Raw genomic sequence first — 24981 nt, 5'->3', positions numbered from 1 at the left:
CAGACCCCAGTGGCTTTGTCTTGTGTCAGAAATGCGAGCCCCACTGAGGGTGCACATCATCGATGATCAAAGCATGGGTGTGCTTGCGATGGCCTTTCAGATGGGGATGGTCCAATGGCAGATTGTCGTGGGTATGCGTGATCACGACCGGATCGTCTGACGGCCAGACCCGACGCGCGAACGTGATTCCAGTGAACGCCAAAGCCGCGAGTATGAACAGGGTTGGGACGGGTCCCAGTCCGGTCATTAGCCATCCCGACAGCGGGTAGGTAATAAGCCAACAGGCATGGGACAACGCGAACTGGGCTGCAAATATGGCTGGACGATCTTCGGTATGGGCCGAACGAGCCAACAGCCGCCCGGACGGCGTCAGGACTGTTGAATAGCCCAGGCCAATGACTGCCCACGCAATCAACATAGATCGCCAGCTGAGCCCCCAAATGCTGATCACTGCACTGAACCCGAACAGGGCCAGAACCATCAGACTTGCTCCTGTCAGCATCAGCGGACGCTCGGCCCATTTATTCAGCGCTTTGGGTAGAATGAAGGCGGCGATCATGCTGCCCAGTCCAAATGCAAACATGCTCCATGCAAGGGCTGCTTCATCCAAGCCAAGCTGGCTGCGCACCAAAACCACCGAGTTGACCAGAACCATGGCCCCAGCGCTGGACACAGCAAGGCTCAAACCCAAAAGCCCGCGCAGGCGTGGGGTCGCCAGATAGATGCGGATGCCGCGTGTGGTGCGTTCATAAAACCCATGCGGGGCGGAAGGCTTTGGGTCAGGCAAACGGACAAGAACGATCAACAGCGCAGATATTGCGAAGCCCAGCACAGTGCCAAGAAACAGGTTGCTGAAGCTCATCACTGTTAACAGCAAGGCGGCAAGGGTTGGCGAAAGGATGTTCTCTAAATCATAGGCCAATCGCGACAGCGACAGGGCCTTGGTATACTCGGCCTCGTCCGGCAAAACATCTGGAATGGTCGCTTGAAATGTCGGTGTAAAGGCTGCCGATGCGGACTGAAGCAGAAAAACCAGCACATAGACCTGCCAGATTTCGGTTACGAAGGGCAGGCATAACACAACGGCCGCGCGCACGAGATTAAGGGCCACAAGCAAGGCGCGCCGGTTCATCCGGTCGGCAAGCGCACCCGCAATCGGTGCCAACCCAACATAGGCAATCATTTTAATCGTGAAGATCGTTCCAAGAATGATCGCGGCATTTGCGCCTGCAAGATCATAGGCCAAAAGGCCAAGCGCCACTGTTGAAAGCCCGGTGCCAAGCAGGGACACGACCTGCGCCAGAAACAAATTGCGATAGACGCGGTTTCTTAGAACTTCAAACATGGCGGCTCATAGATATCGCGTGATGGATTTAAGCTCGGCTACCGCGGGCGAGGTTTCGTCGCCAAGGCAATGATCCAGATGGTCATGGATCAAGGCCTGTTTCGCGTTGCGAATGGCGCTTTCTACGGCCTGCAATTGCTGGGCCAGATCAACACAAGGTCGGCCTTGTTCAATCATCTCGATCACCGATTGAAGATGTCCGTCTGCACGTTTCAGCCGGGCTATGATCTTAGGGTGACTGGTGTGGGCATGTGGTTTTTCCATATGCAGACGGTATCCTCCTGGGGGGGATGCATCAACCTACATCATCGTGACGATGGTGATTTGTCCCAGTTCCGTGATCGCGTCGGTTTCGCTTTTCACGGTCCCGACAAGGGGGTATGCGAAGCTATGAACCCAAGTCGTGGCATCTTTCTGAAGCTCGGATCGGTCTGCTTTTTCATGTCCATGCAGGCCATGGTGAAAGCGGTGACCATCGGCATTCCACCGGGTGAGATCGTCTTTTTCCGCTCGATCTTTGCGCTGCCCGTGATCTTCGCATGGCTCGCCTACGAGGGCCGGTTGGATTCTGCACTGCGCACCCGCCAACCTTTGGCGCATGTCAGCCGAGGCACCGTTGGCGTGATGGCGATGGGGTTGAATTTCACGGCAGTCGGTTATCTGACATTGCCGGATGTAACGGCCATTTTCTATGCCTCGCCCATCATCACAGTCGTGCTGGCTGTGATATTTCTGGGCGAACAGGTGCGTTTGGTGCGCGTGTCGGCGGTGCTGGCCGGACTGGTGGGGGTGATGATCATCATGTGGCCGCAGCTGTCAGGTTGGGGCGCCGGTGATGATCTGAAAGCCTTTGGGGCAATGCTGGCGCTGTGTGCGGCTTGTTTTGTTGCGGTTGCGAAGATCCTGGTGCGCAAGCTGGTAGGGATGGATCCGCCCTCGACCGTGGTGATTTACGCGTCCCTGACCGCGATCACGCTGTCGCTTCTGTCGATCCCGTTTGGCTGGATTATGCCCACACGGACAGAGTTCCTTTTGCTTCTGGGGGCAGGGCTGGCCGGAGGGGTCGGGCAGCTTATGCTGACCACCGCCTATACCCACGCCGAAGCGTCAACGATTGCCCCCTTCGATTACTCCTCGATGATCTTTGCTTTGGCGTTTGGATATCTGTTCTTTGGCGACTTGCCGACGGTGCAAACAGTGATCGGTGCAGCCATCGTCATCACAGCGGGAATGGTGATCATTTGGCGCGAAGGTCGCTTGGGCAAGCTCAGCTCTAAGGCGCGTGCGGTGCAAGCGCCAAGCGGGTGATTGCCGAAAAGCTGAAAAGCAGACGTAAAATCACTGGAAATGTGGGGAAAACCCAACTATCCTTACCTCAATGCTTCGCGTAAGACGGGCACACAGGCGCCGGCACCAATAACCCGCAAAGGGATGGGCCGGTTTTTACGAGCGGTACAGAAAATTGCAGGCGGTTATTCATGACTGAGATGGTGTATGGCGCGATCCCCGCACAAAGCGGCGATCCCATTCTTCCCCGTTGGTGGCGCACAATCGACAAGTGGTCGGTCTCGTGCATCCTGATCCTTTTTGGCATTGGTATTTTGTTGGGGCTCGCCGCCTCACCGCCGCTGGCGGAACGAAACGGGCTTGGATATTTCCATTATGTCGAGCGTCAGCTGATTTTCGGCGTCGCCGCGCTGATCACCATGTTTGTCTTCACCATGATGACCCCGCAGATGGTGCGCCGTCTGGGCGTGCTTGGATTTATTGTGGCGATGGTGGCTGTGATGCTTCTGCCGGTGTTGGGCACTGATTTCGGTAAAGGGGCCACGCGCTGGTATTCGCTTGGCTTCGCCTCGCTGCAGCCGTCTGAGTTTTTGAAGCCCGGTTTTGTCGTTGTGTCTGCGTGGTTGTTGGCTGCCAGTCAGGAAATTAACGGCCCGCCCGGACGTGCAATGTCCGCGGGACTGGTCACCGTAATTGTTATGTTTCTGGCTATGCAGCCGGATTTCGGACAGTCGGCGCTGATCTTATTTGGCTGGGGTGTCATGTATTTCTTGGCAGGCGCTCCGATCCTGTTGCTTGTAGGCGCGGCTGGATTGGTCGTTCTGGGCGGCACGTTTGCCTATCACAATTCCCAACACTTCGCGCGACGGATTGACGGGTTCCTGAACCCCGAGGTCGACCCAACAACCCAGCTTGGATATGCCACAAACGCAATCCGTGAGGGCGGGTTCTTTGGTGTGGGCGTGGGCGAGGGACAAGTGAAATGGTCCCTGCCAGATGCGCACACGGATTTCATTATTGCGGTCGCCGCCGAAGAATATGGTCTGCTTCTGGTCCTTATCATCATCGCGCTTTACGCAACCATCGTGGTGCGCAGCTTTCTGCGCCTGATCCGCGAGCGGAACACGTTTATTCGGCTGGCAGGCTCTGGTCTGGCCGCCATGTTCGGCGTGCAGGCGTTGATCAATATGGGTGTAGCAGTGCGCCTGCTGCCCGCGAAAGGCATGACCTTGCCCTTTGTCAGCTATGGCGGCTCGTCTTTGATCGCCGGGGGTATTGCGCTTGGCATGCTTTTGGCCTTTACCCGCACGCGGCCGCAGGGCCGGATGCAGGACGTATTTGCAAATAGGCAAGGCAGATGACAACAGAACAACCGCTTCTTGTGATTGCTGCCGGTGGGACCGGCGGCCACATGTTTCCCGCGCAAGCGTTGGCCGAGGCGATGTTGCGCAAAGGCTGGCGCGTTAAGCTGTCAACGGACGCGCGTGGTGCGCGCTATACAGGTGGCTTTCCACATGTTGTCGAGATCGAGCAGGTAAGCTCGGCCACATTCCAGCGCGGTGGGATCTTGGCCAAGGCCTTGGTGCCATTTCGAATTGTGGGCGGAGTTGTCGGCGCTGTTTGGAAAATGCGCCGCGACCGACCCAATGCCGTTGTGGGGTTTGGCGGGTATCCAACGATCCCCGCGCTTGGTGCGGCAAAGCTTCTGGGCTTGCCGCGTATGATTCATGAACAAAACGGTGTTCTGGGTCGGGTGAACACCCTTTTCTCAACCCGCGTTAACCGCGTTGCCTGTGGCACTTGGCCCACGGACCTTCCGCAAGGTGTGGAAGGTGTTTACACCGGCAATCCGGTTCGTAGCGAAGTCATGGCCAGACAGGGCGCTGGCTATATCGCGCCGGGCGATTATCCAATGTCGGTTCTTGTCATCGGTGGATCGCAGGGCGCGCGGGCACTTTCTGATTACGTGCCGGCAGCACTTGCCAGCCTGCCCGACACGCTTCGCCGTCATATCTCGGTCAGCCATCAGGCACGGGACGAGGATATGGACCGGGTCAGCGCTTATTACCACGAACATGGCATCCGCGCGGATGTGCAAAGCTTCTTTACCGATATCCCACGGCGGATGTCCGAAGCTCAGCTGGTGATCAGCAGGGCGGGGGCATCGTCAGTTGCCGATATCTCGGTCATTGGGCGCCCGTCGATCCTGATCCCACTGCCGACTGCGACGGATGATCACCAATCCGCCAACGCGCGTGGGTTGGTGGATGCAGGCGCTGCGATTTTGCTGCCAGAAAGCATGTTGAATGCTGAAAGTCTGGCAGAGCAGGTGGCACTGGTTCTTGAAAACTCCGACGGGGCCGAACAGATGGCGCGCGCAGCGATTTCACATGGCCGCCCGGATGCAACGGACGCGCTTGTGGCATTGGTCGAGGATTTGGCCGCGCAAGGTTAATAGTTACCCCGTGCCAAACGGGGATGAATTTGAAAGGTACTAAGATGAACGCAGCAGCTACCAAGCTTCCTACGGAAATGGGCAGAATTCACTTCGTGGGCATTGGTGGTATTGGCATGTCGGGCATCGCCGAAGTGCTGCTGAACCATGGCTATCTGGTGCAGGGTTCTGATCTGAAAGAAACCAAGATCACGGATCGCCTGAAAGATCTGGGGGCCGAGATCTTTGTGGGTCAGCGGGCCGAAAACCTTGAAAACGCTGAAGTTGTTGTGATTTCTTCCGCCATCAAGCCGGGTAATCCCGAACTGGACGCCGCGCGTGCCCAAGGGCTTCCCGTGGTGCGCCGGGCCGAGATGCTGGCTGAACTGATGCGCCTGAAATCCAACATCGCCGTTGCGGGCACGCATGGCAAAACCACCACCACCACGATGGTCGCAGAACTGCTGGTTAAGGGGGGCATTGACCCCACCGTGATCAACGGCGGTATCATCCACGCTTATGGCTCGAACGCCCGCATGGGGCAGGGCGAATGGATGGTTGTGGAAGCGGACGAAAGCGACGGCACCTTCAACCGTCTGCCCGCTACGATTGCCATTGTCACCAATATCGACCCCGAGCATATGGAGCACTGGGGCGACTTCGATACGCTACGCCAAGGTTTCCTCGATTTCGTATCGAACATCCCGTTTTACGGTCTGGCCGTCTGTTGCACAGATCATCCGGAAGTGCAGGCGCTTGTGGGCAAAGTGACCGACCGTCGCGTCGTCACCTATGGCTTTAACGCGCAAGCAGATGTGCGCGCCGTGAACCTGACCTACAAGGCCGGCGTGGCGCATTTCGACATCGAACTGAACCACGAAGGCACGCGCATTGATGGCTGCACGCTGCCGATGCCGGGGGATCACAACGTCTCGAACGCGCTGTCTGCCGTGGCCGTGTCGCGCCAACTGGGAATGAAGCGTGATGAGATCCGGACCGCACTTGCCAGTTTCGGCGGCGTAAACCGTCGCTTCACCAAAGTGGGCGAAGTAAACGGCGTCACCATCATTGACGATTACGGCCACCATCCAGTTGAAATCGCAGCGGTCCTGAAAGCCGCGCGGCAGGCGACCGAGGGTCGTGTGATCGCCGTGCACCAACCCCACCGCTTCTCGCGCCTACATGATCTGTTTGAAGATTTCTGCGCTTGTTTTAACGAGGCTGACGTGGTCGGCATCGCGGATGTTTTCGCCGCTGGTGAGGACCCGATCGAAGGCGCGTCGCGCGATGATCTGGTGGCAGGACTAGTCCGTCACGGCCATCGTCACGCAATGGCCATCGAAAACGAAGACGCATTGACGGCTCTGGTCAAGGAACACGCAGAACCGGGCGACATGGTGGTTTGCTTAGGCGCAGGTACGATCAGCGCATGGGCGAACAACTTGCCAGAGCGATTGGGATAATCGCGCCTCACGCGACGGCGCGCTTGAACCGCTTGGTGATCCATGGTGATCTGCAGCTAACGCGCGCCAAGTTGGCTTGAGGTAACACCATGAAACCCGCCCCACTTAAACGAAATCTCGGTCTTGGTCTTTTGACCATGTATGGCGTTGGCGTCATGGTCGGGGCTGGGATTTATGTGCTTGTCGGCGCTGTCGCGGCCGAGGCAGGTGTCTGGGCGCCATTGGCCTTCTTACTTGCAGGGCTGATCGCGGCACCGTCTGCGCTGAGCTACGCAGAGCTTAGCTCGCGTATTCCCGAAGCCTCGGGTGAAGCCGCGTATGTTGAAAAGGGGCTGAACAGCCACCTTCTGGCCGTGCTGATCGGTCTGGCCATTGTGGTCGCTGGAACGGTATCCGCCGCAGCGGTCCTGAGGGGAGGGGTCGGGTATCTGACCGCCCTGGTCGACATTCCCAGTGAATGGGCCATCATTGGCATTGGGGCCGCACTGACCCTTGTCGCGCTGATCGGTGTCTTAGAAAGCTTGTCGCTTGCAGCGCTTTTCACGGTGATCGAGGTGCTGGGGCTGATCGCTGTCATTTATGCTGGATTCACCGCAGACCCGGTGGCGCAATTCGTCGAGCTGCCCGAGATTTACTGGCCTGGCGTTGCTGGGGCCGCCGCGCTGGCCTTCTTCGCCTTCATTGGGTTCGAAGACATGGTGAACATGGCGGAAGAGGCGAAGAACCCAACCTATGTCGTTCCCCGTGCCATTCTGATCGCGCTGGTCGTCACCACATTACTCTATGCGCTGGTGTCGTTCGCGGCTGTACGGTCTGTGCCGGTTGATGCGCTTGCCAGTTCGGATCGCCCGCTGGTGCTTGTGTGGGAAAGCAGCTTCACGATGTCGCCTGTGGTGCTTGGTGCCATCGCAGTTGTGGCAGCGCTGAATGGAGTACTCGCGCAGATCGTGATGGCCGCGCGGGTGCTGTTTGGCCTTGGGCGAAGAGACAAGTTCTTGTCTGTTTTCTATCGCGCGCATCCCCGTTTTGGGACGCCCGTTCTTGCGACACTTCTATTGGGGGTCGGGGTGATATCGGCGGCTTTGATGTTGCCAGTATCTGAATTGGCCACCGTGACCTCAACCGTTCTTTTGATTGTTTTTGCTGTGGTCAACATCGCGTTGATCGCGTTGAAACGGAAATCACCGGACGCGCCATTTCGCACTGCGGTTTGGGTGCCATGGCTTGGGCTCATTGGCGCAGTTTTGGCGCTTGCGGCCTCATTCATGACAGGGGTCATGAATTGAATACACCTTTGATTGTAGCGGCCCTGTGGGTCATCGCGGCGACGCTTGTCGCCTTGTTGCCAATGCGGATGCAGTTCCCGCCGGGGATCGTCCTGCTTATTTCAGCGCCCATTCTGATTGTCTGGATTGGGGCGACCAACGGTTGGCTCTGGGCCGCCGTTGGATTGGCAGCGTTCCTGTCCATGTTCCGACGCCCCCTGTGGTATTTGGCGCGTAAGGCGGTAGGGCGGGTATGACGCTGTCGCTTATCCTTGCCTGTCTGTGGATCATAACCGCGCAGATTATCGCGCTGACCCCTTCGCGCGATCACCATTGGCGGGTGGCTTACGTCTTGATTGCCGTGGGCATTCCGCTATTGGGTTACGTGATTTACGAGAATGGCCCATGGGTTGGGCTTTTGGTTTTGCTAGGTGCGATGTCGATCCTGCGTTGGCCAGTGATTTACCTGACCCGCTGGCTAAAGAAGAGGTAACCCCATGGCGCGTCCTGACCAGATAGATATTCGCGGCAGCCTGATGGCCGATAAAGATCTTTCAGGGCTGACATGGTTACGTGTGGGCGGCCCCGCAGATTGGCTTTTCATGCCAGCGGACGAAGATGATCTGGCGCAGTTCTTGTCTCAGCTGGATGCGGATATTCCGGTGTTTCCTATGGGCGTTGGATCGAACCTGATCGTGCGCGACGGCGGCATCCGGGGTGTTGTGATCCGTATGGGGCGTGGGTTCAATGGGGTCGAAATTGACGGGCAGACCGTCACTGCCGGAGTTGCTGCGCTGGATGCTCAGGTGGCCAAGAAGGCCGCATCTGAAGGTGTGGATCTGACCTTTTTGCGTACCATTCCGGGTGCGATTGGGGGTGCGGTTTGCATGAATGCTGGCTGCTATGGCGCTTATATTGCTGATGTTTTTGTGTCTGCCACGGCGCTTACTCGGACGGGCGAACGCGTGACGCTAACCGAAGATGATCTAAACTTTCAGTATCGGCAAAGCGATCTGCCTGACGGCTGGGTTCTGACAAGCGCCGTTCTGAAAGGTCCGTCAGGTGATCCGGATGAGCTGACCGACCGGATGGAGGCGCAGCTGGCCAAACGTGACGAGACGCAACCGACAAAAGACCGCACGGCGGGGTCGACCTTTCGCAATCCAGCAGGTTTCAGCTCAACCGGACGCGCGGATGACAGTCACGAATTGAAAGCGTGGAAGGTCATTGACGAGGCCGGAATGCGTGGTGCCACACGGGGTGGGGCGCAGATGAACCAGATGCATTCGAACTTTCTGACCAACACCGGCGGGGCCAGTGCTGCGGACCTTGAAGGATTGGGCGAAGAGGTCAGAAAAAAGGTTTACGAACACAGCGGCATAGAGCTAGTATGGGAAATTAAGCGCGTAGGCGAACCGGCGGCAGAATAAGCCGGGCGCAACATCGCAAAAGACACGGCCAAAAAGGCCGGAGATTGAGGGGTCGGGCAGGCCCTGATAGCCGAAAACTAGACGCAGAGAACTGCGCAGATGATCGGTTCGGGGCGGTACGCCTCATGACATAAAACCGTGGTTACACGGATTAACGCCGGAAACGGCAAGGCATTTTGGTCGCGTTGCGATCGGGTATGAGGCAGTGCAGGCATGTCGGAGCAGTCCGTCAGCAAAGTAGTTGTATTAATGGGTGGCCCCTCGGCTGAGCGTGATGTCTCGCTGAGTTCGGGTGAGGAATGCGCGAAGGCCTTGGCCGATGAAGGTTTTGAGGTCGTTAAAATCGACGCGGGCCCCGATCTGGCAGAGCGTTTGAAAGCTGAAGCCCCTGATGTTGTGTTTAACGCATTGCACGGACGCTGGGGCGAAGATGGTTGCGTTCAAGGTCTGCTTGAGTGGCTGCAACTTCCCTACACACATTCCGGCGTTCTGGCCTCATCCCTTGCGATGGACAAAGAGCGGGCAAAGGACACGTTCCGTGCCGCCGGGCTTCCCGTGGTTGCCAGCGTTCTGGCCGACAAGGACGAGGTTCAGGCCCGTCATGTGATGGAGCCACCTTACGTGGTGAAGCCCTATAACGAAGGCAGCTCGGTCGGGATTTACATCGTCTGCGATGGGGCGAACACGCCGCCGAAGCTTGACGCAACCATGCCCGACACAGTGATGGTGGAAACCTATGCCCCGGGGCGCGAGTTGACGACCACGGTGATGGGCGATCGGGCGCTCGGCGTCACCGACATCATTACGGATGGTTGGTATGACTACGACGCGAAATACGCAGAAGGCGGATCGCGCCATGTGATCCCCGCTGACATTCCTGCTGATATCGAAGCCGCCTGTCTGGATTATGCCGTGCGCGCGCATGAAGCGCTTGGGTGCCGCGGTGTCAGCCGCACTGATTTCCGCTGGGACGAGGCGCGTGGGCTGGATGGTCTGATCATTCTGGAAACCAACACGCAGCCCGGAATGACGCCGACCTCATTGGCGCCAGAGCAGGGCGCGCATCTGGGCTATAGCTTTGGCCAGTTTTGCGCTTGGATGGTGGAGGACGCGTCGTGCAACCGATGACCTCTTCCCAACATGACAAACCCGATGCACAGCGCCGCGATCCAGCGCCGTCGCGCCTGGCCTACAAAGCGCATCGTTTATGGCTCACGCCGGTGTTTCGCGCGTTCCTTCGTGTTGGCGTGCCTGTTTTTGCAGTGCTGATGGCCACGGGGTGGTATTTGTCGAACCCGACCAACCGCTACGCGATTGGCGAAAAGCTGACGAATATGAAGCGATCGGTTCAGGAACGGCCCGAGTTTTTGGTCAAGCTGATGGCCGTCGAAGGCGCAACGCCGGTTGTCGATAACGCGGTTCGCCAGATCCTTCCCATTGATTTCCCCATCTCCAGCTTCGATTTGGATCTTGAGCGGATGCGCTCTGAGATCATGAAGCTTGACGTGATCGAAGATGCCGATCTGCGTATCCGTCCGGGTGGCGTGCTGGAAGTGGCGCTGACGGAAAGACAGCCCGTGATCCTTTGGCGCCATGACGGTGTCTTGGACATGTTGGATGCAGGAGGGCATCGCGTTGCCAGCCTGCTGGATCGCAATGCACGCTCCGACTTGCCGCTTATTACTGGGGCAGGGGCGTCCGATGCCGTTCCCGAGGCGCGTGAACTTCTTAATACGGCTGGTCCGTTGCGTGGTGATTTGCGTGGTTTGATCCGCGTGGGCGAACGCCGCTGGGACTTGGTCTTGAAAAGCGATCAGCGCATTTTGCTGCCATCCGAAGCCCCTGTGGCCGCGCTTGAACAAGTTATTGCCTTGCATCAGGCGCAAGACCTGTTTGGTCGCGACCTGAGCGTGATTGATATGAGAAATCCCCTAAGACCGACGCTGCGTCTTGGCGAAACCGCCATGACCGAACAGCGACGTTTGCGTGGAATACAGATTGAAGAGGTTTCCCAATGACCGATATTTACAGCCAGCAACGCGCCATGCGTGCCATGCGCGAAGCCGCCATGCAGCGCGGTGTCATTGCCATTCTGGATATCGGAAGTGCCAAAATCGGGTGCCTGATCCTGCGGTTTGACGGTCCTGATCAGTTTCGTGATAGCGACGGTGTTGGGTCGCTGGCGGGGCAAAGCGCCTTTCGTGTGATTGGCGCGGCCACCACCCGTTCGCGCGGTGTACGCTTTGGTGAAATTGACGCCATGGCCGAGACCGAGCGCGCCATTCGCACCGCCGTTCAGGCTGCGCAAAAAATGGCCAACATCCGCGTAGATCATGTGATCGCCTGTTTCTCAGGCGCGAACCCGCGCAGCTATGGTTTGGACGGCGTGGTCGAACTGGACGGTCGTGCGGTGACCGAAGATGATGTTGCGCGTGTTCTTGCGGCATGTGACATGCCTGAGATCGGGGATGACCGCGAGGTGCTGCACGCACAGCCGGTTAACTTTGCTTTGGATCATCGCTCTGGACTTGGGGACCCACGCGGGCAAATCGGAAACCGATTGGCCGCTGACCTGCATGTGCTGACGGTCGACAGCGACGTCATTCAGAACCTGCTTTACTGTATCAAACGGTGCGATCTTGAGGTCGCGGGGCTAGCAAGCTCTGCCTATGTCTCGGGGATTTCGGCGTTGGTCGAAGACGAGCAAGAGCTTGGTGCGGCGTGTATTGATTTAGGTGGTGGTTCAACTGGACTGTCTATCTTCATGAAAAAACACATGATCTATGCCGACTGCGTGCGGTTGGGCGGGGATCACGTGACATCGGATATCTCAAAAGGTCTACAGGTTCCGCTGTCCACGGCGGAGCGGATTAAGACTTTTTACGGCGGCGTCATTGCCACCGGAATGGACGACCGCGAGATGATCGAGATCGGCGGAGACACCGGCGATTGGGAACATGATCGCCGCACAGTCAGCCGGGCCGAGCTGATTGGCATCATGCGTCCGCGCGTCGAAGAAATCCTGGAAGAGGTCCGTATGCGCCTTGATGCTGCTGGGTTTGATCACTTGCCCAGCCAATCCATTGTGCTGACCGGCGGCGGAAGCCAGATCCCAGGCTTGGATAGCCTCGCGCCGAAGATCCTTGGACAGAACGTCCGCATTGGTCGCCCGCTTCGGGTTCAGGGTTTGCCACAGGCCGCCACCGGGGCAGGGTTTGCTTCAGCTGTTGGGCTTTGCCTATTTGCAGCGCACCCGCAGGATGAGTGGTGGGATTTCGAAATGCCGGCAGAAAGCTACCCGGCACGCAGTTTCCGCCGGGCGTTCAAGTGGTTCAAGGACAATTGGTAAGCATCACGCGAAACCACAATATCCTGTGCTTTCGGCGAAATCCTGCTGAAACAGCCAACATTTCCTCAATATTTTGCGGTTTCAGGCCCCTTTTGGGCGTGACGACCCATGCATTTTTGAGGTAACATGGATGAAAGAGGCAGTTACCGGCGATTCAGTCGGAATAACAAACATAGCAGCCGCCTTCGGGGCACATCGAAGCGGCGAGGACCTAAACAGGCGGAAAAATCATGACTTTGAACCTTACCATGCCCGGTCAGGAAGAGTTGAAACCTCGTATCACGGTGTTTGGCGTAGGCGGTGCTGGTGGCAACGCTGTCAACAACATGATCGAGAAGGAACTCGAGGGCGTAGAATTTGTAGTGGCCAACACGGACGCGCAGGCATTGCAGCACTCGCGCGCCAAAGATCGCATCCAGATGGGTGTGAAGGTAACCGAAGGTTTGGGCGCCGGTGCGCGCGCAACTGTCGGTGCAGCCGCGGCTGAAGAAAGCATTGAACAGATCGTAGACCATCTGGCGGGGGCACATATGTGCTTCATCACCGCCGGTATGGGCGGCGGCACCGGCACAGGTGCAGCCCCGATCATCGCGCAAGCGGCCCGCGAACTGGGTGTTTTGACGGTGGGTGTTGTCACCAAGCCGTTCCAGTTCGAAGGCGCCAAGCGCATGCGTCAAGCCGAAGACGGTGTTGAAGCCCTTCAGAAAATGGTCGACACGCTGATCATTATTCCCAACCAGAACCTGTTCCGTCTGGCCAACGAAAAGACAACGTTCACCGAAGCGTTCTCGATGGCAGATGATGTTCTTTATCAAGGTGTTAAGGGCGTAACGGACCTGATGGTTCGCCCCGGTCTGATCAACCTCGACTTCGCTGATGTCCGCGCTGTTATGGATGAGATGGGCAAAGCCATGATGGGAACCGGTGAAAGCACGGGCGAAGATCGCGCGATCCAAGCGGCCGAAAAAGCCATCGCCAACCCGCTTCTGGACGAAATCAGCCTGCGTGGCGCAAACGGTGTGTTGATCAACATCACCGGTGGCTACGATCTGACATTGTTCGAACTGGACGAAGCAGCCAACCGTATCCGCGAAGAAGTGGACCCGGACGCCAACATCATCGTTGGTTCGACTTTGGACGAAGGTATGGAAGGTGGGATGCGCGTTTCTGTGGTCGCCACAGGTATCGACGCTGCTGAAATTCCATTGGAGGTCCCAGTGCCGCGTCGTTCGCTGGCCCAACCTTTGCAGGCACCACATGATGTGGAGCAGAAGATGGAAGCCGAAGCGCCTGCCGCACTCGCAGCAGCAGCTGAAATCGATGCAGCAATGCCTGTGACCGAGGAAGTGGCCGAAGCTCCGCAAGAGCCTTCGCTGTTTACCGAGATGGAGCAACCTGCTGCTGAACCTGAAATGGATCACAGCTTCCCTGCTGAAACGGCAGGTGGCGATGTTCCTCCTCCGGTGTATCAGCCGCGTGAAGAAGAAGCGTATGAGCAGGCCACTGATCCGCGCTTCGACAGCGAACCTGCCGTTGCGCAGTTCGTAGCACCTAAGGCTCCGACCCCGGGAACTCCGTCTCCGGAAGCGATGGCGCGTCTGCAAGCTGCTGTGCAGAACCAGCCGCGTGCTGGTCAGCCGGCGCAGCCCGCAGCACCTGCACCGCAGGCCGAAGCGCCTGCGTCTCAGGAAAAGCCGCGTTTCGGTATCAACTCGTTGATCAACCGGATGACAGGTTCGGGCGCTGCTGATAGCACCGCGCGATCGCAGCCACCGGTACACAGCGAACAGCCCGTTCAGCATCAGGCCCCCGCGGCTGATCCTGAGCAGGAAAAAGTTGAAATTCCGGCCTTCTTGCGTCGTCAAGCCAACTAAGCCGGAATAAACTTCAAAGAAATCAAACCGCTGCGCAGAAATGCGCGGCGGTTTTTCTATTGAGGTCGGGTTATTCTGGGCGGTCGCAAGTACGGAATGCCCCATTAACCTTGAATTCGGAAAACTCAGCGAATGATTGCCCGTTTTAGAGGTGATGCTACTGCGGCATATGAAAGCTGAGGTGGTGATTAATATTGAATAATAACAGTGGGGTAGGCCGCAATTTGATGCGCTCAGGCGGATTTTTGCCAAGCCTGTGGCACATGTTACAAACCGTTACAGAGGTTTGAATTGAGATTAACGCCCGACAAGACTACCCAGTAATGCACCAGTCGAACGCGATTGGTGCGCACCCGAAGGGGCGCAAAAGACAATAACGCGGAGCGGGCCATAGGCCAGACATCGCGACCGAACTGAGGCAAAGAAAGAGGCGTCACGTGCAAACCACTGTAGCCAGCACTGTCAATTTCAACGGCACCGGATTGCATTCCGGACGACCCGTGCGCATGAAAGTGCAGCCGGCTTCGGCAGAATATGGCATTTGGTTCAAACGCATCGACATCGAAGATCGCGACAATATGATTGCCGTACATTGGGCCTCTGGTGTGCCGTCGCCTTTGTGCACATTGATCCGCAACGAAGCCGGTGTTGAAGTCCAGACCATCGAACATATCATGGCGGCCTTGGCCGGTTGTGGCATTCACAATGCCTTGATCGAGATCGACGGCCCCGAAGTTCCAATCATGGATGGCAGCTCGGCCAGGTTTGTGGATGGTCTGATCCGTGCAGGCCAGCGCGAGCTGACAGCGCCTGTGCGCGTGATTGAAGTGCTTAAACCGGTTGAGTATCGCGAAGGTGATGCTTGGGCGCGACTGGAACCGTCGGATGGTTTCTATATTGATTTCCACATTTCATTCCCAGATGCCGCGATCGGCACGCAGGAACTGAGCTTGGACATGTCCAACGGTAATTTCGTACGCGAGCTGTCGGATTGCCGGACGTTCTGCCGTCAAGCGGATGTGGACGCGATGCACAAGGCGGGATTGGCCTTGGGTGGCACCTATGAAAACGCCGTGGTTGTGGACGGGGACGCCGTTCTGTCGCCCGGCGGACTTCGCCGTATTGACGAAGCCGTTCGCCATAAGATGCTGGATGCATTGGGGGATTTGGCTTTGGCTGGGGCGCCTTTGCGCGCACGTTACACAGGTCATCGTGCAGGCCACGCCATGACAAACAACCTTTTGCGAGCGTTGTTTGACACTCCGGATGCATGGCGTCTGATCGAGTGTGACAGCTCGACCGCCCGCAGATTGCCGGGGGTAGGTGTGCGGTCTTCAGATCTGCCAATGTCGGCCTGATCCTCGAAGATTGTGGATTGTAGAACGGACAGAGACTTCGGCCAAACCCGAAGATCGGACCCGGAAATAGTCACGTTCTGGATAAACTATTCGAACATGGGTGAAATTCGGTGCGCAAACCATTTTGCCTTGAAAAATTCTGTGCTAGGAATCGCTGGAAGATGCCGAAATTATTCTATCGGCAGAGAACAGTTGGGGTAACACCGGTTATGATCCGCGTGAAATTGGGCAAAACCATCAGCGTTGCACTGGTATCTGGGTTGGTTCTTACCGGCTGCGGAGGTGGCTCTGGCAGTTTGGGATTCGGAAGCCTAGGTGGAAGTTCTGGATTCGGCGGCGGTGGGACTGCTGCCGGTGGTGGGATCTTCGGCAGCCGTGTTGAAAAACGCCCCATTGATCAATGGAGCGCCGAAGAAATCTTCAAGCGCGGCGAATATGATCTTGAGGGCGGTGACCCGTCAGAAGCGGCCAAATGGTTCGGCGAGGTCGAGCGCCTGTATCCCTATTCAGAATGGGCCAAGCGCGCTTTGATCATGCAGGCGTTCTCGCATCACAAAGACAAAGAATACGAATTGGCGCGCGCAAGTGCACAGCGCTATATGGATTTCTATCCGGGTGACGAAGATGCAGCCTATGCCCAGTATCTTCTGGCGATCAGCTATTATGACCAGATCGACGAGATTGGGCGCGATCAGGGTCTGACTTATCAGGCGCTTCAGGCTTTGCGCGTGGTGATCGAACGCTATCCCGATACTGAATACGCCAAATCGGCAATTCTGAAATTCGATCTGGCCTTTGACCACCTTGCCGCCAAGGAAATGGAAATCGGCCGCTACTATCTGAAACGCAAGCATTACTCGGCTTCGATCAATCGGTTCCGTGTTGTTGTTGAGCAGTTCCAGACCACCACGCATGTGGCTGAAGCGCTGCATCGCTTAGTCGAAGCTTATCTGTCGCTTGGTCTGGTGAATGACGCGCAAACTGCGGCTGCTATTCTTGGCCATAACTTCCAATCGACTGAATGGTATCAAGACAGCTATCGCTTGCTCACCAGTCGTGGTTTGAAGCCGGAAGCCAAGGGCAACAGCTGGCTGCGCCAAGTGCACCGCCAGATGATCAAGGGCGAGTGGCTCTGACCGTGTCGGGCCGCATGGCCTGCCAATCGGTTTTCGGGCCGAACGCTGACGGGGCATAGTATGCTGCGGTCTCTCGATATTCGGGATATGCTTATCATCGACCGGTTGGAGCTTGAGTTCCAACCGGGTTTAAACGTGCTGACCGGGGAAACCGGGGCGGGTAAGTCGATCCTTCTGGACAGTCTGGGATTTGTGCTTGGCTGGCGCGGGCGTGCTGATCTGGTGCGCTCTGGTGCCGAGCAGGGAGAGGTCGTCGCCGTTTTCGATCTGCCAGCAACTCATCCAGCGCGCGACGCTTTGGACGAGGCGGGCATCCCAGTGGAGGACGAGCTTGTCCTGCGCCGTATCAACCGTTCGGACGGGCGCAAGACGGCTTGGGTAAATGACCGCCGCGCCAGCGGAGAGGTTTTACGCGCCCTTTCAGATACGTTGGTCGAACTTCATGGGCAGCAGGATGACAAGGGGCTTTTGAACCCGCGGGTTCACCGGCTTTTGCTGGACGAATTTGCGAAACTTGGACCTGATGTTGATGGCGTGAAAGCGGCTTGGCGGTTGGTAGCAACGGCTACCAAGGATCTGGACGAAGCACGCGAACGGATCGCCGCAGCGCAGGCGGAAGAAGAATTCCTGCGTCATTCTGTTGAAGAACTGGATGGGCTAGATCCGCAACCCGGCGAAGATGCAGAACTGGATGCGCGCCGCCGTTTGATGCAGGCATCTGAACGGATCGGGGAAGATATCTCGCGGGCGCATCAGGCACTGGGTGTAAACGACGGGGCCGAGGCCCGATTGGGCGACGCACTGCGCTGGCTGGAAGGCGCTGCGGAACAGGCAGGCGACATTCTGGACGCCCCAATTGCCGCCCTTGGGCGTGCCCTTGATGAAATGGGCGAGGCCGCGTCTGGGGTTGAGACTGCGATGGACAGCCTGTCGTTCAACCCGCATGAGCTGGAGCAAGCAGAGGAACGTTTGTTCGCAATCCGCGCCATGGCGCGCAAGCATCACACCACTCCGGATGAACTGGGCGTTTTCGCCAACGAGCTAAGGGTGCGGCTGACTGCATTGGATGCGGGCGCGGATGAAATCAACGCGTTAGAGGTGGCTCTGGCCACTGCGCGATCGCAATATGATCGTGCGGCTTCGGGTCTGTCGAAAGCGCGCCACAAAGCTGCGTTGAAGCTGGACGAAGCGATGGGGGCGGAACTTGCGCCGTTGAAAATGGAACGCGCGGTATTCACAACCCAGATATCGCCGTCCGATCCCGGACCCGATGGAATTGACGCAGTGACGTTTACTGTGGCCACCAACCCAGGTGCGCCATCGGGGCCTCTGAACAAGATTGCATCAGGCGGGGAACTAAGCCGTTTCCTGTTGGCCCTAAAGGTGTGCCTGACCCGAGATGCCACCGGGCTGACCATGATTTTTGACGAGATTGACCGCGGTGTGGGCGGTGCAACTGCCGACGCTGTTGGGCGCAGGCTGGCCGATCTGGCGGCGTCGGGCCAGGTGTTGGTCGTAACCCACAGCCCTCAAGTTGCGGCCCTTGGCGGACACCACTGGCAGGTCAGCAAATCTGTTACGGATGGGATGACGATTTCGACAGTGTCGCCTTTGACCGCAGGCGAACGCGTGGACGAGATTGCGCGCATGATCTCGGGCGACACAGTAACGGACGCGGCCCGCGCCGCTGCGAAAGAGCTGCTGAGCGGTTAAGGCTGAGGCACCAATTTGCCGGGGTTCAGGATGTTTCCGGGATCCAACATGGCTTTTATGTCGCCCATAACAGCCCAGCCGTCGCCGTGTTCTTCTTCCATCAAATGCAACTTACCCATGCCCACACCGTGCTCTCCGGTGATGGTCCCGCCAAGCGCTAAGGCACGGCGGCTCATCTGTTCGGCAAGCGATTTCGCCGTTTCCATCTCTTCAGGGTCGGCTGGATCAATCAGCAGAATTGCATGAAAATTCCCGTCACCTACATGTCCCAGAATTGGGCCGGGTAGGGCTGAGGCTTCAATTTCCGCACGGGTTTCTTCAACAGCTTTCGCCAGTTTCGAGATCGGGACGCAAATGTCTGTCACCAGCGCGTGGGCACCGGGGCGCAGGCTTTGAACAGCATAGAAAGCGTGATGGCGGATTTTCCAAAGCGCGTTTCGATCTTCGGTTTTTGATGCATGCTCATACCCTGTCGCGCCGAAATCCTGGCTGATCTCATCAAATATGATGCTGGCCTCGTCCACGGACGTCGGGCTTCCATGGAACTCCACAAGAAGATGTGGGCATTCGGTCATCTCGGTTCCGGCATAACCGTTAAAGGCGCGCGCGGTTGCGTCATCAACGAACTCGATCCGTGCCATGGGAATTCCCATCTGGATAACCTGCTGCACGGCCCCTACGGCAGAGCCCATATCCGGAAAGGCGCAAATACCTGCGCGGATTTCTTCCGGAACCCCATGCAATCGGAGTGTCAGCTCGGTGATGACTCCAAGTGTTCCTTCGGACCCTAAGAAAAGCGCCGTAAGATCATAGCCAGACGACGATTTGGCCGCGCGTGATCCTGTGCGGATGACCCGCCCATCCGCCAACACAACGGTCATCCCCAATACGTTTTGCCGCATAGAGCCATAGCGCACAGTTGTCGTGCCAGAGGCGCGCGTGGCGGCCATTCCACCTAATGTCGCATTGGCGCCGGGATCGACGGGAAAGAATATGCCAAGATCGCGCAATTCATGGTTAAGCTCTTCGCGGGTCAGACCGGCTTGTGCCTGCACAATCATGTCGCCGGGATCCTGCCGAAGGATGTTATTCATCCGTGTCATATTCAGACAAACACCGCCTTTGGTGGCGCTGGTATGCCCCTCTAATGACGTGCCTGCGCCATAGGGGATCACCGGTAGGTTGGCCTGGCTGCAGATTTTTACGATCTGGCTGACTTCACATGTATTTAAGGGCCAAACGACGATATCGGGTGGCGCGGGGGCAAAATATGTCTCAGAACCGCCATGCTGTTCCAGAACAGGCTTGGACCGGCTGATCCGATCGCCTAGAACTGACGAAAGCTCGGTTAACGCGGTGTCGATGGCCATCCCATCCTCCCCTGAAAAACCGGAACAACTTATGGTAAATGGTGGGCCTTGGGAAGGGTTCTATACGCGCAGCACAATGATAAAACAGATAAAATTGATAATGTTTAAGCGCGCTCGAAACCTTGGCGTGAAAGCCAATGAGGCTTGGGGACTTTTGATTGAAAAAGGACCAAGCCAGATACAGTTTTGGCTGATCGCTCTGATCATTGGCGTGGCGTCGGGTGCTGCGGCGCTTGGCTTTCGCAAGGGGATCGAAACCTTGCAGGCGGCGCTCTATGGAACCGAAGATCTGGCGCATTTGCACAGTTTCGCCGGGACATTGCCATGGTATTGGATCTTGCTTCTGCCGACCATTGGCGGGCTGATCGTTGGGATTATTCTGAACTGGTTTACCCATGATGGACGCGTACGCGCGGTCGCGGACGTGATCGAGGGCGCTGCCCTTTGGGACGGACGTGTTGAAAAGCGCGCTGGCCTTGGGTCGGCGCTGGCATCCCTTGTCACGCTCAGCACGGGTGGTTCAAGTGGTCGGGAAGGGCCTGTTGTGCACTTGGCGGCCGTCATCTCAAGCTGGATTTCGGCACGTATCAACGCCAACGGCATCACAGGACGAGACCTATTGGGCTGTGCTGTCGCGGGCGCGGTTTCAGCCAGCTTTAACGCCCCGATTGCCGGGGCATTGTTCGCCCTTGAAGTTGTTTTGCGCCATTTCGCAGTGCATGCATTTGCCCCGATCGCCATTGCCGCAGTCTCTGGAACAGTAATCAACCGCCTTGAATACGGCGATGTGACCGAATTTATCCTGCCTGCCGAAGGAAGCTTGGCATTCTACGTTGAACTGCCCGCCTTCCTGCTTCTGGGTTTGGTTTCTGGCGTGGTCGCCGTGATCCTAATGAAGTCGATTTTCTGGGCCGAGGATCTTGGCAACAGCGTTCAGGATCGCTTGCGCCTTCCACGTGTCCTGCGTCCGGCAGTGTCCGGTTTCATGCTGGGGGCGATTGCCATCTGGTTTCCCCATATCATCGGTGTTGGGTACGAAACGACATCGGCTGCCCTGACAGGCAGCCTGACAGCAACGGCGGCGATCATCTATGTTGCTGTAAAGGTCGCTGCGGTTGCGATCACCATGGCGGGCCGCATGGGGGGCGGAGTGTTTTCACCCGCCTTGATGGTCGGCGCGCTGACGGGCCTTGCGTTCGGGATCATCGCAACGGCAATCTTCCCCGATGTCTCGGGCTCCGAGACGCTATATGCGCTTGCAGGCATGGGCGCGGTGGCCGCTGCCGTTCTGGGGGCACCCGTTTCGACCACTTTGATCGTGTTTGAATTGACCGGTGACTGGCAGACCGGAATTGCTGTGATGGCGGCCGTTTCGCTTTCAACCGCACTGGCCAGTCAAATGGTGGATCGAAGCTTCTTCCTGACCCAGCTAGAACGGCGCAACATCCATCTGGCTGCCGGTCCGCAGGCCTATCTGCTTTCAACGGTGCGCGTGGCGCAGGTTATGCGTGACCTTGAACATGCCCGCGCAGCAGGCGAGGAACATTGCTGGGAACTGATCGAGGCCGGGATCTATGCAGACGGAAACACCACGCTGGAAACCCTGATGCCTGTTTTCGAGCGGACAAATGAAAGTTTCATCCCAGTTGTCACCTTGGGGGGCGAGGGCGATCCGCCCGAGCTTTGGGGGGCAGTGTTCCATGTGGATGCCTTGAAGGCATTCAATCGCGCTCTTGCGGAAACCGCCGCCGAGGAACACTCGTAACTTACGATGCTGCGATCACGTCAGAGCGCGTGACAGGGCGCAAAAGGCCTCCACATCAATCTCTTCTGCGCGCGAAGTTGGCTTGATCCCAACTGACGTCAACACATCCTCGATCTGAGGATGCAGGCCTTTTAGTGATGCGCGAAGCATTTTGCGACGTTGCCCAAACGCCTTGGCGACAACGGCCTGCAATTTCTTAGCGTCGGCCTCGAACCGCGGGGCTGGTAGCGCCTCAAAATGCACCACGGCCGAATGAATTTTCGGGGGCGGAGTGAAGGCTTCGGGCGGCAATTCCATGACCACACGCGGATCGGTGCGCCACTGAGACAGAACAGCCAGACGTCCGTATTTTTTGCTTCCGGGTTGCGCGACGATACGCTCTGCCACTTCTTTTTGAAACATCAGTGTCAGGCTGGACCAAGTCGGGGGCCAGCTTGGCGGGGTCAACCAGCGGACCAAAAGCTCGGTCCCAATGTTGTAGGGCAGGTTGGCGATAATCCGGATCGGCGGTGTCAGATGTTCAAGCGGGTCCAGTTCAAGCGCATCGGCATTCACGACTTCAAGTCGCCCCGGATAGGCCGCTTGGATCTCGGCCAACGGCGCCATGGCGCGGCTGTCTTTTTCGACGGCCAGCACCTTACGCGCGCCTTCGACCAGCAAACCACGGGTCAAGCCACCGGGGCCGGGTCCGACCTCAAGCACATCACAGGCTGACAGATCACCGGCCTGGCGGGCAATCTTGGCGGTCAGATTTAGATCCAGGAGAAAGTTCTGCCCCAGCGATTTCTTTGCGATCAACCCATGTGTGTTGATCACCTCGCGCAGCGGTGGAAGGCCGTCGATTTGGCTCATGTCTGGCTCTCCTGTCGGCGGGCCAAGCCCATTTGATGTGCCATCCGCAACGCGTTGACCAATGACGTGGCGTCTGCGGTGCCGGTTCCGGCGATGTCGTATGCGGTTCCATGATCGGGCGATGTACGCACGAAGGGCAGGCCGAGTGTGACGTTGACGCCCCCCGCGAAATCTATGGTTTTGATCGGGATCAGCGCCTGATCGTGATACATGCAGATCGCCGCGTCATAGCCTGCGCGCGCGCTGGTGTGAAACATCGTATCTGCGGGCAAGGGACCCATAAGGTAGAACCCTTCGGCGCGTAGCTTGTCCAAAAGGGGGGCGATCATATCAATCTCGTCCATCCCCATCGTACCGCCTTCCCCCGCATGAGGGTTCAGGCCTGCCACCGCAATGCGCGGCGCGGGAACGGCGAAATCACGGATCAGGGCGGCATGTGTGGTGCGGATCACTTGTTCCAGTTTGCCTTTTGATAGCGTCTTTGGAACCTCGGACAGCGCGATATGAATGGTTGCCGGTACAACCCGCAGCTCATCACAGGCCAACATCATCACAACATCCGCATCCCCCGCCAGATGCGACAGAAATTCGGTGTGACCGGGGAAGGCAAAACCGGCCCCATCTTTTAGGGCTTTCTTGTTGATCGGGTTGGTGCACATCGCCAGTGCCTGCCCATTTTGGGCCATGTCCACGGCCTTCGCAATCACGTCGATCACGGCCTGAGCATGATCGGCTTGCGCCACGCCCGGCGCGCGTGCGGATTTGAAATCATGCGCCAGAACAGGAAGGGACGTGGCCGCTTGGACCTGATCTGGATGATCGATCTGAGTGAACGCCACACCATCAGGAAGATGGCGCGGATCGCCGATCAGAAAGAAAGGGACTTCGCCATGAAGTATGCCGAAAGCCTTGGCGGCAATCTCGGGCCCGATACCGGCAGGTTCGCCCATGGTCAACGCCACGGGCGGAACAGTGCCAGACACGCGGCGATTGCCGGTCATTGGGCGTCATATTCCTCGATAAACGCGGCGGCGCGCAGTTCTTCCAGATAGGCTATGGAGTAAGACTGAAGGCGTTGGTTTTGCAGACGTACGCGCAATTGATCGCGGCTGACCTCTTCCGGCAAGTCGCGGCTGCGTGAACAAAGCATCAGGAAAACAAGGCTCTGACCGTTGGAGGATGTCAGCGCGGTTGAGGCTTCACCCTTGTCCAACTGGGCAAGTTCGACAGCATAGCGCGTCGGAAGCTCTCCGATGGAAACGGCTTCACGCTGAATTTGGGCTTCGGTCGAGCCGGGGAAAAGGCCAAACAGGTCATTACAGCTGTCAGCCTTGGACCGAATTTCGGCCGCTTGGGTCAGTGCCTCAGTGCTACGTCCGCCGGGGATCATCAGGGCAGCGTACTCAACAGTGACGTCTGTTGGGGTTGGGCGATCAAGCTCTTCAATGGCACGCAGTTGAAAAACCGCAACACCGTTTTTCACGGGAACCGGATCGGTCACGTGGCCGGGTTCCAACGCAACAACTTGCGCGGACACCGCAGGGGGCAAATCCGATATTTCCATCCAGTTCAAACGGCCCGAACGCCCACGGGACGGCGCAACCGAAGACTGACGCGCAGCAGAGGCAAAAGCCCCCAGTGTCGTGATCTCGGAAAGCTCAGAAGCGCGCGCGTTCGCGATCTGCATGGCTTGAGGGTTCTGGGCGGGCAGAATGATTTCCGACAGCAAAACGCGTACATTTTGTCCAGGAGCAGTCAGAGACAATTGGCGATCAATCTCGTCTTCAGTCACGTTGACGCGACCTTTCCAGCGTTCGCGCACAACAGTCCGCCAAGCCAGGCCGCCAGATACGAAGTCGCGGAAGGTTTCCGGTGCGATGCCAGCCTGAGCGATAATCTGGTTGAACTCTTCGGCCTTCAGGTTGAAGCGACCTGCAAACTCTTCCATCCCAGCCAGAACTTCTTCGGCCGTTATGCTTACACCAGCAGTTTTAGCTGCTTGCCTTTGAAGGGCTTCGTCGGTCAGCTGTTTCGCCGCCAGTTCTTGCAGGTTTCCGGGGGCACGGAGCACAGTCAGGAAAGCTATGCGCTGAGATAATTCATAGGCTGTGATGACACGGTCATTGACCTTCTTTATCGGGGCGAACAGGTTTTGCGCCTGTGCTGGAGCTGCGCCCAATCCAACGACTGAAACCAATCCAAGCATGACGCCTGTTGCAGCGCAGGTCCAAGCCGAAGCGGTCGATTTGCGCGGGGCGCGCAGTGCTTTTGATTGGCGAAGAAATCCCATAGGTCTTTTCCTGTCTCGCATGAAGCTCGTATCCTCTGACCTTGGTCTAT

22 protein-coding genes are annotated in these 24981 nt (G+C 57.5%); 16 read left to right on the top strand and 6 right to left on the bottom strand.

The window, feature by feature from the left end:
- Nucleotides 1-25: 25 nt before the first annotated feature.
- Together AC0L6A_RS10455 and AC0L6A_RS10450 are read right to left on the bottom strand one after the other, a co-directional pair.
- A complete protein-coding gene (locus AC0L6A_RS10455) occupies nt 26-1345 on the bottom strand; it encodes an MFS transporter (RefSeq protein ID WP_473289868.1) in 1320 nt (439 codons plus the stop codon).
- Nucleotides 1346-1351: 6 nt separating this feature from the next.
- On the bottom strand, nt 1352-1609 hold the full coding sequence (locus tag AC0L6A_RS10450) for a metal-sensing transcriptional repressor (RefSeq protein ID WP_473289867.1): 258 nt from the start codon (nt 1607-1609) through the stop codon (nt 1352-1354).
- Nucleotides 1610-1735: 126 nt separating this feature from the next.
- On the opposite strand from AC0L6A_RS10450, the gene AC0L6A_RS10445 reads away from it, so the two are divergent.
- From AC0L6A_RS10445 to recN, 15 genes are all read left to right on the top strand, one after another.
- Nucleotides 1736-2653: a DMT family transporter gene (locus AC0L6A_RS10445; protein ID WP_473289866.1), complete on the top strand. Its 918-nt coding sequence runs from the start codon at nt 1736-1738 to the stop codon at nt 2651-2653.
- Nucleotides 2654-2823: 170 nt separating this feature from the next.
- On the top strand, nt 2824-3993 hold the full coding sequence (ftsW, locus tag AC0L6A_RS10440) for a putative lipid II flippase FtsW (RefSeq protein ID WP_473289864.1): 1170 nt from the start codon (nt 2824-2826) through the stop codon (nt 3991-3993).
- Nucleotides 3990-5087 carry an undecaprenyldiphospho-muramoylpentapeptide beta-N-acetylglucosaminyltransferase gene (gene murG, locus AC0L6A_RS10435; protein WP_473289863.1) on the top strand — a complete coding sequence of 366 codons (1098 nt, stop codon included), beginning with the start codon at nt 3990-3992 and terminating at the stop codon, nt 5085-5087. Before ftsW ends, murG begins: the two co-directional genes overlap by 4 nt.
- Before the next feature lie 44 nt (nt 5088-5131).
- Nucleotides 5132-6529 (top strand): UDP-N-acetylmuramate--L-alanine ligase, encoded by a 1398-nt coding sequence (gene murC, locus AC0L6A_RS10430; protein ID WP_473289862.1) that lies wholly within the window; start codon nt 5132-5134, stop codon nt 6527-6529.
- Between the two features lie 89 nt (nt 6530-6618).
- Nucleotides 6619-7815 (top strand): APC family permease, encoded by a 1197-nt coding sequence (locus tag AC0L6A_RS10425; RefSeq protein WP_473289860.1) that lies wholly within the window; start codon nt 6619-6621, stop codon nt 7813-7815.
- A complete protein-coding gene (locus tag AC0L6A_RS10420) occupies nt 7812-8051 on the top strand; it encodes a DUF2484 family protein (RefSeq protein ID WP_473289858.1) in 240 nt (79 codons plus the stop codon). The genes AC0L6A_RS10425 and AC0L6A_RS10420 overlap by 4 nt, the downstream gene beginning before the upstream one ends.
- Nucleotides 8048-8287, top strand: coding sequence for a DUF2484 family protein (locus AC0L6A_RS10415; protein WP_246936886.1), 240 nt, complete (start codon nt 8048-8050; stop codon nt 8285-8287). The genes AC0L6A_RS10420 and AC0L6A_RS10415 overlap by 4 nt, the downstream gene beginning before the upstream one ends.
- A gap of 4 nt (nt 8288-8291) precedes the next feature.
- Entirely contained in the window at nt 8292-9224 is a 933-nt protein-coding gene (gene murB / locus AC0L6A_RS10410) for a UDP-N-acetylmuramate dehydrogenase (RefSeq protein ID WP_473289856.1), read from the top strand.
- 213 nt (nt 9225-9437) lie between these two features.
- On the top strand, nt 9438-10352 hold the full coding sequence (locus AC0L6A_RS10405) for a D-alanine--D-alanine ligase (protein ID WP_473289854.1): 915 nt from the start codon (nt 9438-9440) through the stop codon (nt 10350-10352).
- Entirely contained in the window at nt 10349-11242 is an 894-nt protein-coding gene (locus AC0L6A_RS10400) for a cell division protein FtsQ/DivIB (protein ID WP_473289852.1), read from the top strand. Before AC0L6A_RS10405 ends, AC0L6A_RS10400 begins: the two co-directional genes overlap by 4 nt.
- A complete protein-coding gene (gene ftsA / locus AC0L6A_RS10395; protein WP_473289850.1) occupies nt 11239-12573 on the top strand; it encodes a cell division protein FtsA in 1335 nt (444 codons plus the stop codon). Before AC0L6A_RS10400 ends, ftsA begins: the two co-directional genes overlap by 4 nt.
- Nucleotides 12574-12803: 230 nt before the next feature.
- Nucleotides 12804-14447: a cell division protein FtsZ gene (ftsZ, locus tag AC0L6A_RS10390; protein WP_473289849.1), complete on the top strand. Its 1644-nt coding sequence runs from the start codon at nt 12804-12806 to the stop codon at nt 14445-14447.
- Between the two features lie 437 nt (nt 14448-14884).
- Nucleotides 14885-15805, top strand: coding sequence for a UDP-3-O-acyl-N-acetylglucosamine deacetylase (gene lpxC / locus AC0L6A_RS10385; RefSeq protein WP_473289847.1), 921 nt, complete (start codon nt 14885-14887; stop codon nt 15803-15805).
- Between the two features lie 209 nt (nt 15806-16014).
- Entirely contained in the window at nt 16015-16941 is a 927-nt protein-coding gene (locus tag AC0L6A_RS10380) for an outer membrane protein assembly factor BamD (protein ID WP_473293461.1), read from the top strand.
- 60 nt (nt 16942-17001) lie between these two features.
- Entirely contained in the window at nt 17002-18654 is a 1653-nt protein-coding gene (gene recN / locus AC0L6A_RS10375) for a DNA repair protein RecN (protein WP_473289845.1), read from the top strand.
- Here recN and AC0L6A_RS10370 read toward each other — a convergent pair.
- On the bottom strand, nt 18651-20024 hold the full coding sequence (locus tag AC0L6A_RS10370) for an FAD-binding oxidoreductase (protein WP_473289843.1): 1374 nt from the start codon (nt 20022-20024) through the stop codon (nt 18651-18653). The two genes, recN and AC0L6A_RS10370, sit on opposite strands and share 4 nt — an antisense overlap.
- Before the next feature lie 100 nt (nt 20025-20124).
- Here AC0L6A_RS10370 and AC0L6A_RS10365 point away from each other — a divergent pair, with 100 nt between their 5' ends.
- Nucleotides 20125-21789, top strand: coding sequence for a chloride channel protein (locus tag AC0L6A_RS10365; protein WP_473289841.1), 1665 nt, complete (start codon nt 20125-20127; stop codon nt 21787-21789).
- Between the two features lie 15 nt (nt 21790-21804).
- Here AC0L6A_RS10365 and rsmA read toward each other — a convergent pair whose 3' ends face one another.
- The 3 genes from rsmA to AC0L6A_RS10350 are packed head-to-tail and all read right to left on the bottom strand — an operon-like array spanning nt 21805 to nt 24931.
- Entirely contained in the window at nt 21805-22641 is an 837-nt protein-coding gene (gene rsmA / locus AC0L6A_RS10360; protein ID WP_473289839.1) for a 16S rRNA (adenine(1518)-N(6)/adenine(1519)-N(6))-dimethyltransferase RsmA, read from the bottom strand.
- Nucleotides 22638-23642 (bottom strand): 4-hydroxythreonine-4-phosphate dehydrogenase PdxA, encoded by a 1005-nt coding sequence (gene pdxA / locus AC0L6A_RS10355; RefSeq protein ID WP_473289837.1) that lies wholly within the window; start codon nt 23640-23642, stop codon nt 22638-22640. The genes rsmA and pdxA overlap by 4 nt, the downstream gene beginning before the upstream one ends.
- Nucleotides 23639-24931 carry a peptidylprolyl isomerase gene (locus tag AC0L6A_RS10350; RefSeq protein WP_473289835.1) on the bottom strand — a complete coding sequence of 431 codons (1293 nt, stop codon included), beginning with the start codon at nt 24929-24931 and terminating at the stop codon, nt 23639-23641. The genes pdxA and AC0L6A_RS10350 overlap by 4 nt, the downstream gene beginning before the upstream one ends.
- Nucleotides 24932-24981 lie beyond the last annotated feature (50 nt).

It is taken from the genome of Aliiroseovarius sp. D2-2 (genome assembly GCF_055809455.1).
The sequence above is the reverse complement of the archived record's forward strand: the minus strand, read 5'-3'. Positions and strand labels throughout refer to the sequence as shown.

Bases quoted from the DNA above. Each gene is read 5' to 3' on its own strand.
- AC0L6A_RS10455 (WP_473289868.1), bottom strand. From the start codon at position 1,345: ATGTTTGAAGTTCTAAGAAACCGCGTCTATCGCAATTTGTTTCTGGCG.
- AC0L6A_RS10370 (WP_473289843.1), bottom strand. From the start codon at position 20,024: ATGGCCATCGACACCGCGTTAACCGAGCTTTCGTCAGTTCTAGGCGAT.
- AC0L6A_RS10450 (WP_473289867.1), bottom strand. From the start codon at position 1,609: ATGGAAAAACCACATGCCCACACCAGTCACCCTAAGATCATAGCCCGG.
- AC0L6A_RS10425 (WP_473289860.1), top strand. From the start codon at position 6,619: ATGAAACCCGCCCCACTTAAACGAAATCTCGGTCTTGGTCTTTTGACC.
- recN (WP_473289845.1), top strand. From the start codon at position 17,002: ATGCTGCGGTCTCTCGATATTCGGGATATGCTTATCATCGACCGGTTG.
- pdxA (WP_473289837.1), bottom strand. From the start codon at position 23,642: ATGACCGGCAATCGCCGCGTGTCTGGCACTGTTCCGCCCGTGGCGTTG.
- AC0L6A_RS10445 (WP_473289866.1), top strand. From the start codon at position 1,736: ATGAACCCAAGTCGTGGCATCTTTCTGAAGCTCGGATCGGTCTGCTTT.
- murC (WP_473289862.1), top strand. From the start codon at position 5,132: ATGAACGCAGCAGCTACCAAGCTTCCTACGGAAATGGGCAGAATTCAC.
- AC0L6A_RS10400 (WP_473289852.1), top strand. From the start codon at position 10,349: ATGACCTCTTCCCAACATGACAAACCCGATGCACAGCGCCGCGATCCA.
- murB (WP_473289856.1), top strand. From the start codon at position 8,292: ATGGCGCGTCCTGACCAGATAGATATTCGCGGCAGCCTGATGGCCGAT.
- ftsW (WP_473289864.1), top strand. From the start codon at position 2,824: ATGACTGAGATGGTGTATGGCGCGATCCCCGCACAAAGCGGCGATCCC.
- AC0L6A_RS10405 (WP_473289854.1), top strand. From the start codon at position 9,438: ATGTCGGAGCAGTCCGTCAGCAAAGTAGTTGTATTAATGGGTGGCCCC.
- rsmA (WP_473289839.1), bottom strand. From the start codon at position 22,641: ATGAGCCAAATCGACGGCCTTCCACCGCTGCGCGAGGTGATCAACACA.
- AC0L6A_RS10415 (WP_246936886.1), top strand. From the start codon at position 8,048: ATGACGCTGTCGCTTATCCTTGCCTGTCTGTGGATCATAACCGCGCAG.
- AC0L6A_RS10365 (WP_473289841.1), top strand. From the start codon at position 20,125: ATGTTTAAGCGCGCTCGAAACCTTGGCGTGAAAGCCAATGAGGCTTGG.
- murG (WP_473289863.1), top strand. From the start codon at position 3,990: ATGACAACAGAACAACCGCTTCTTGTGATTGCTGCCGGTGGGACCGGC.
- ftsA (WP_473289850.1), top strand. From the start codon at position 11,239: ATGACCGATATTTACAGCCAGCAACGCGCCATGCGTGCCATGCGCGAA.
- AC0L6A_RS10380 (WP_473293461.1), top strand. From the start codon at position 16,015: ATGATCCGCGTGAAATTGGGCAAAACCATCAGCGTTGCACTGGTATCT.
- AC0L6A_RS10350 (WP_473289835.1), bottom strand. From the start codon at position 24,931: ATGGGATTTCTTCGCCAATCAAAAGCACTGCGCGCCCCGCGCAAATCG.
- ftsZ (WP_473289849.1), top strand. From the start codon at position 12,804: ATGACTTTGAACCTTACCATGCCCGGTCAGGAAGAGTTGAAACCTCGT.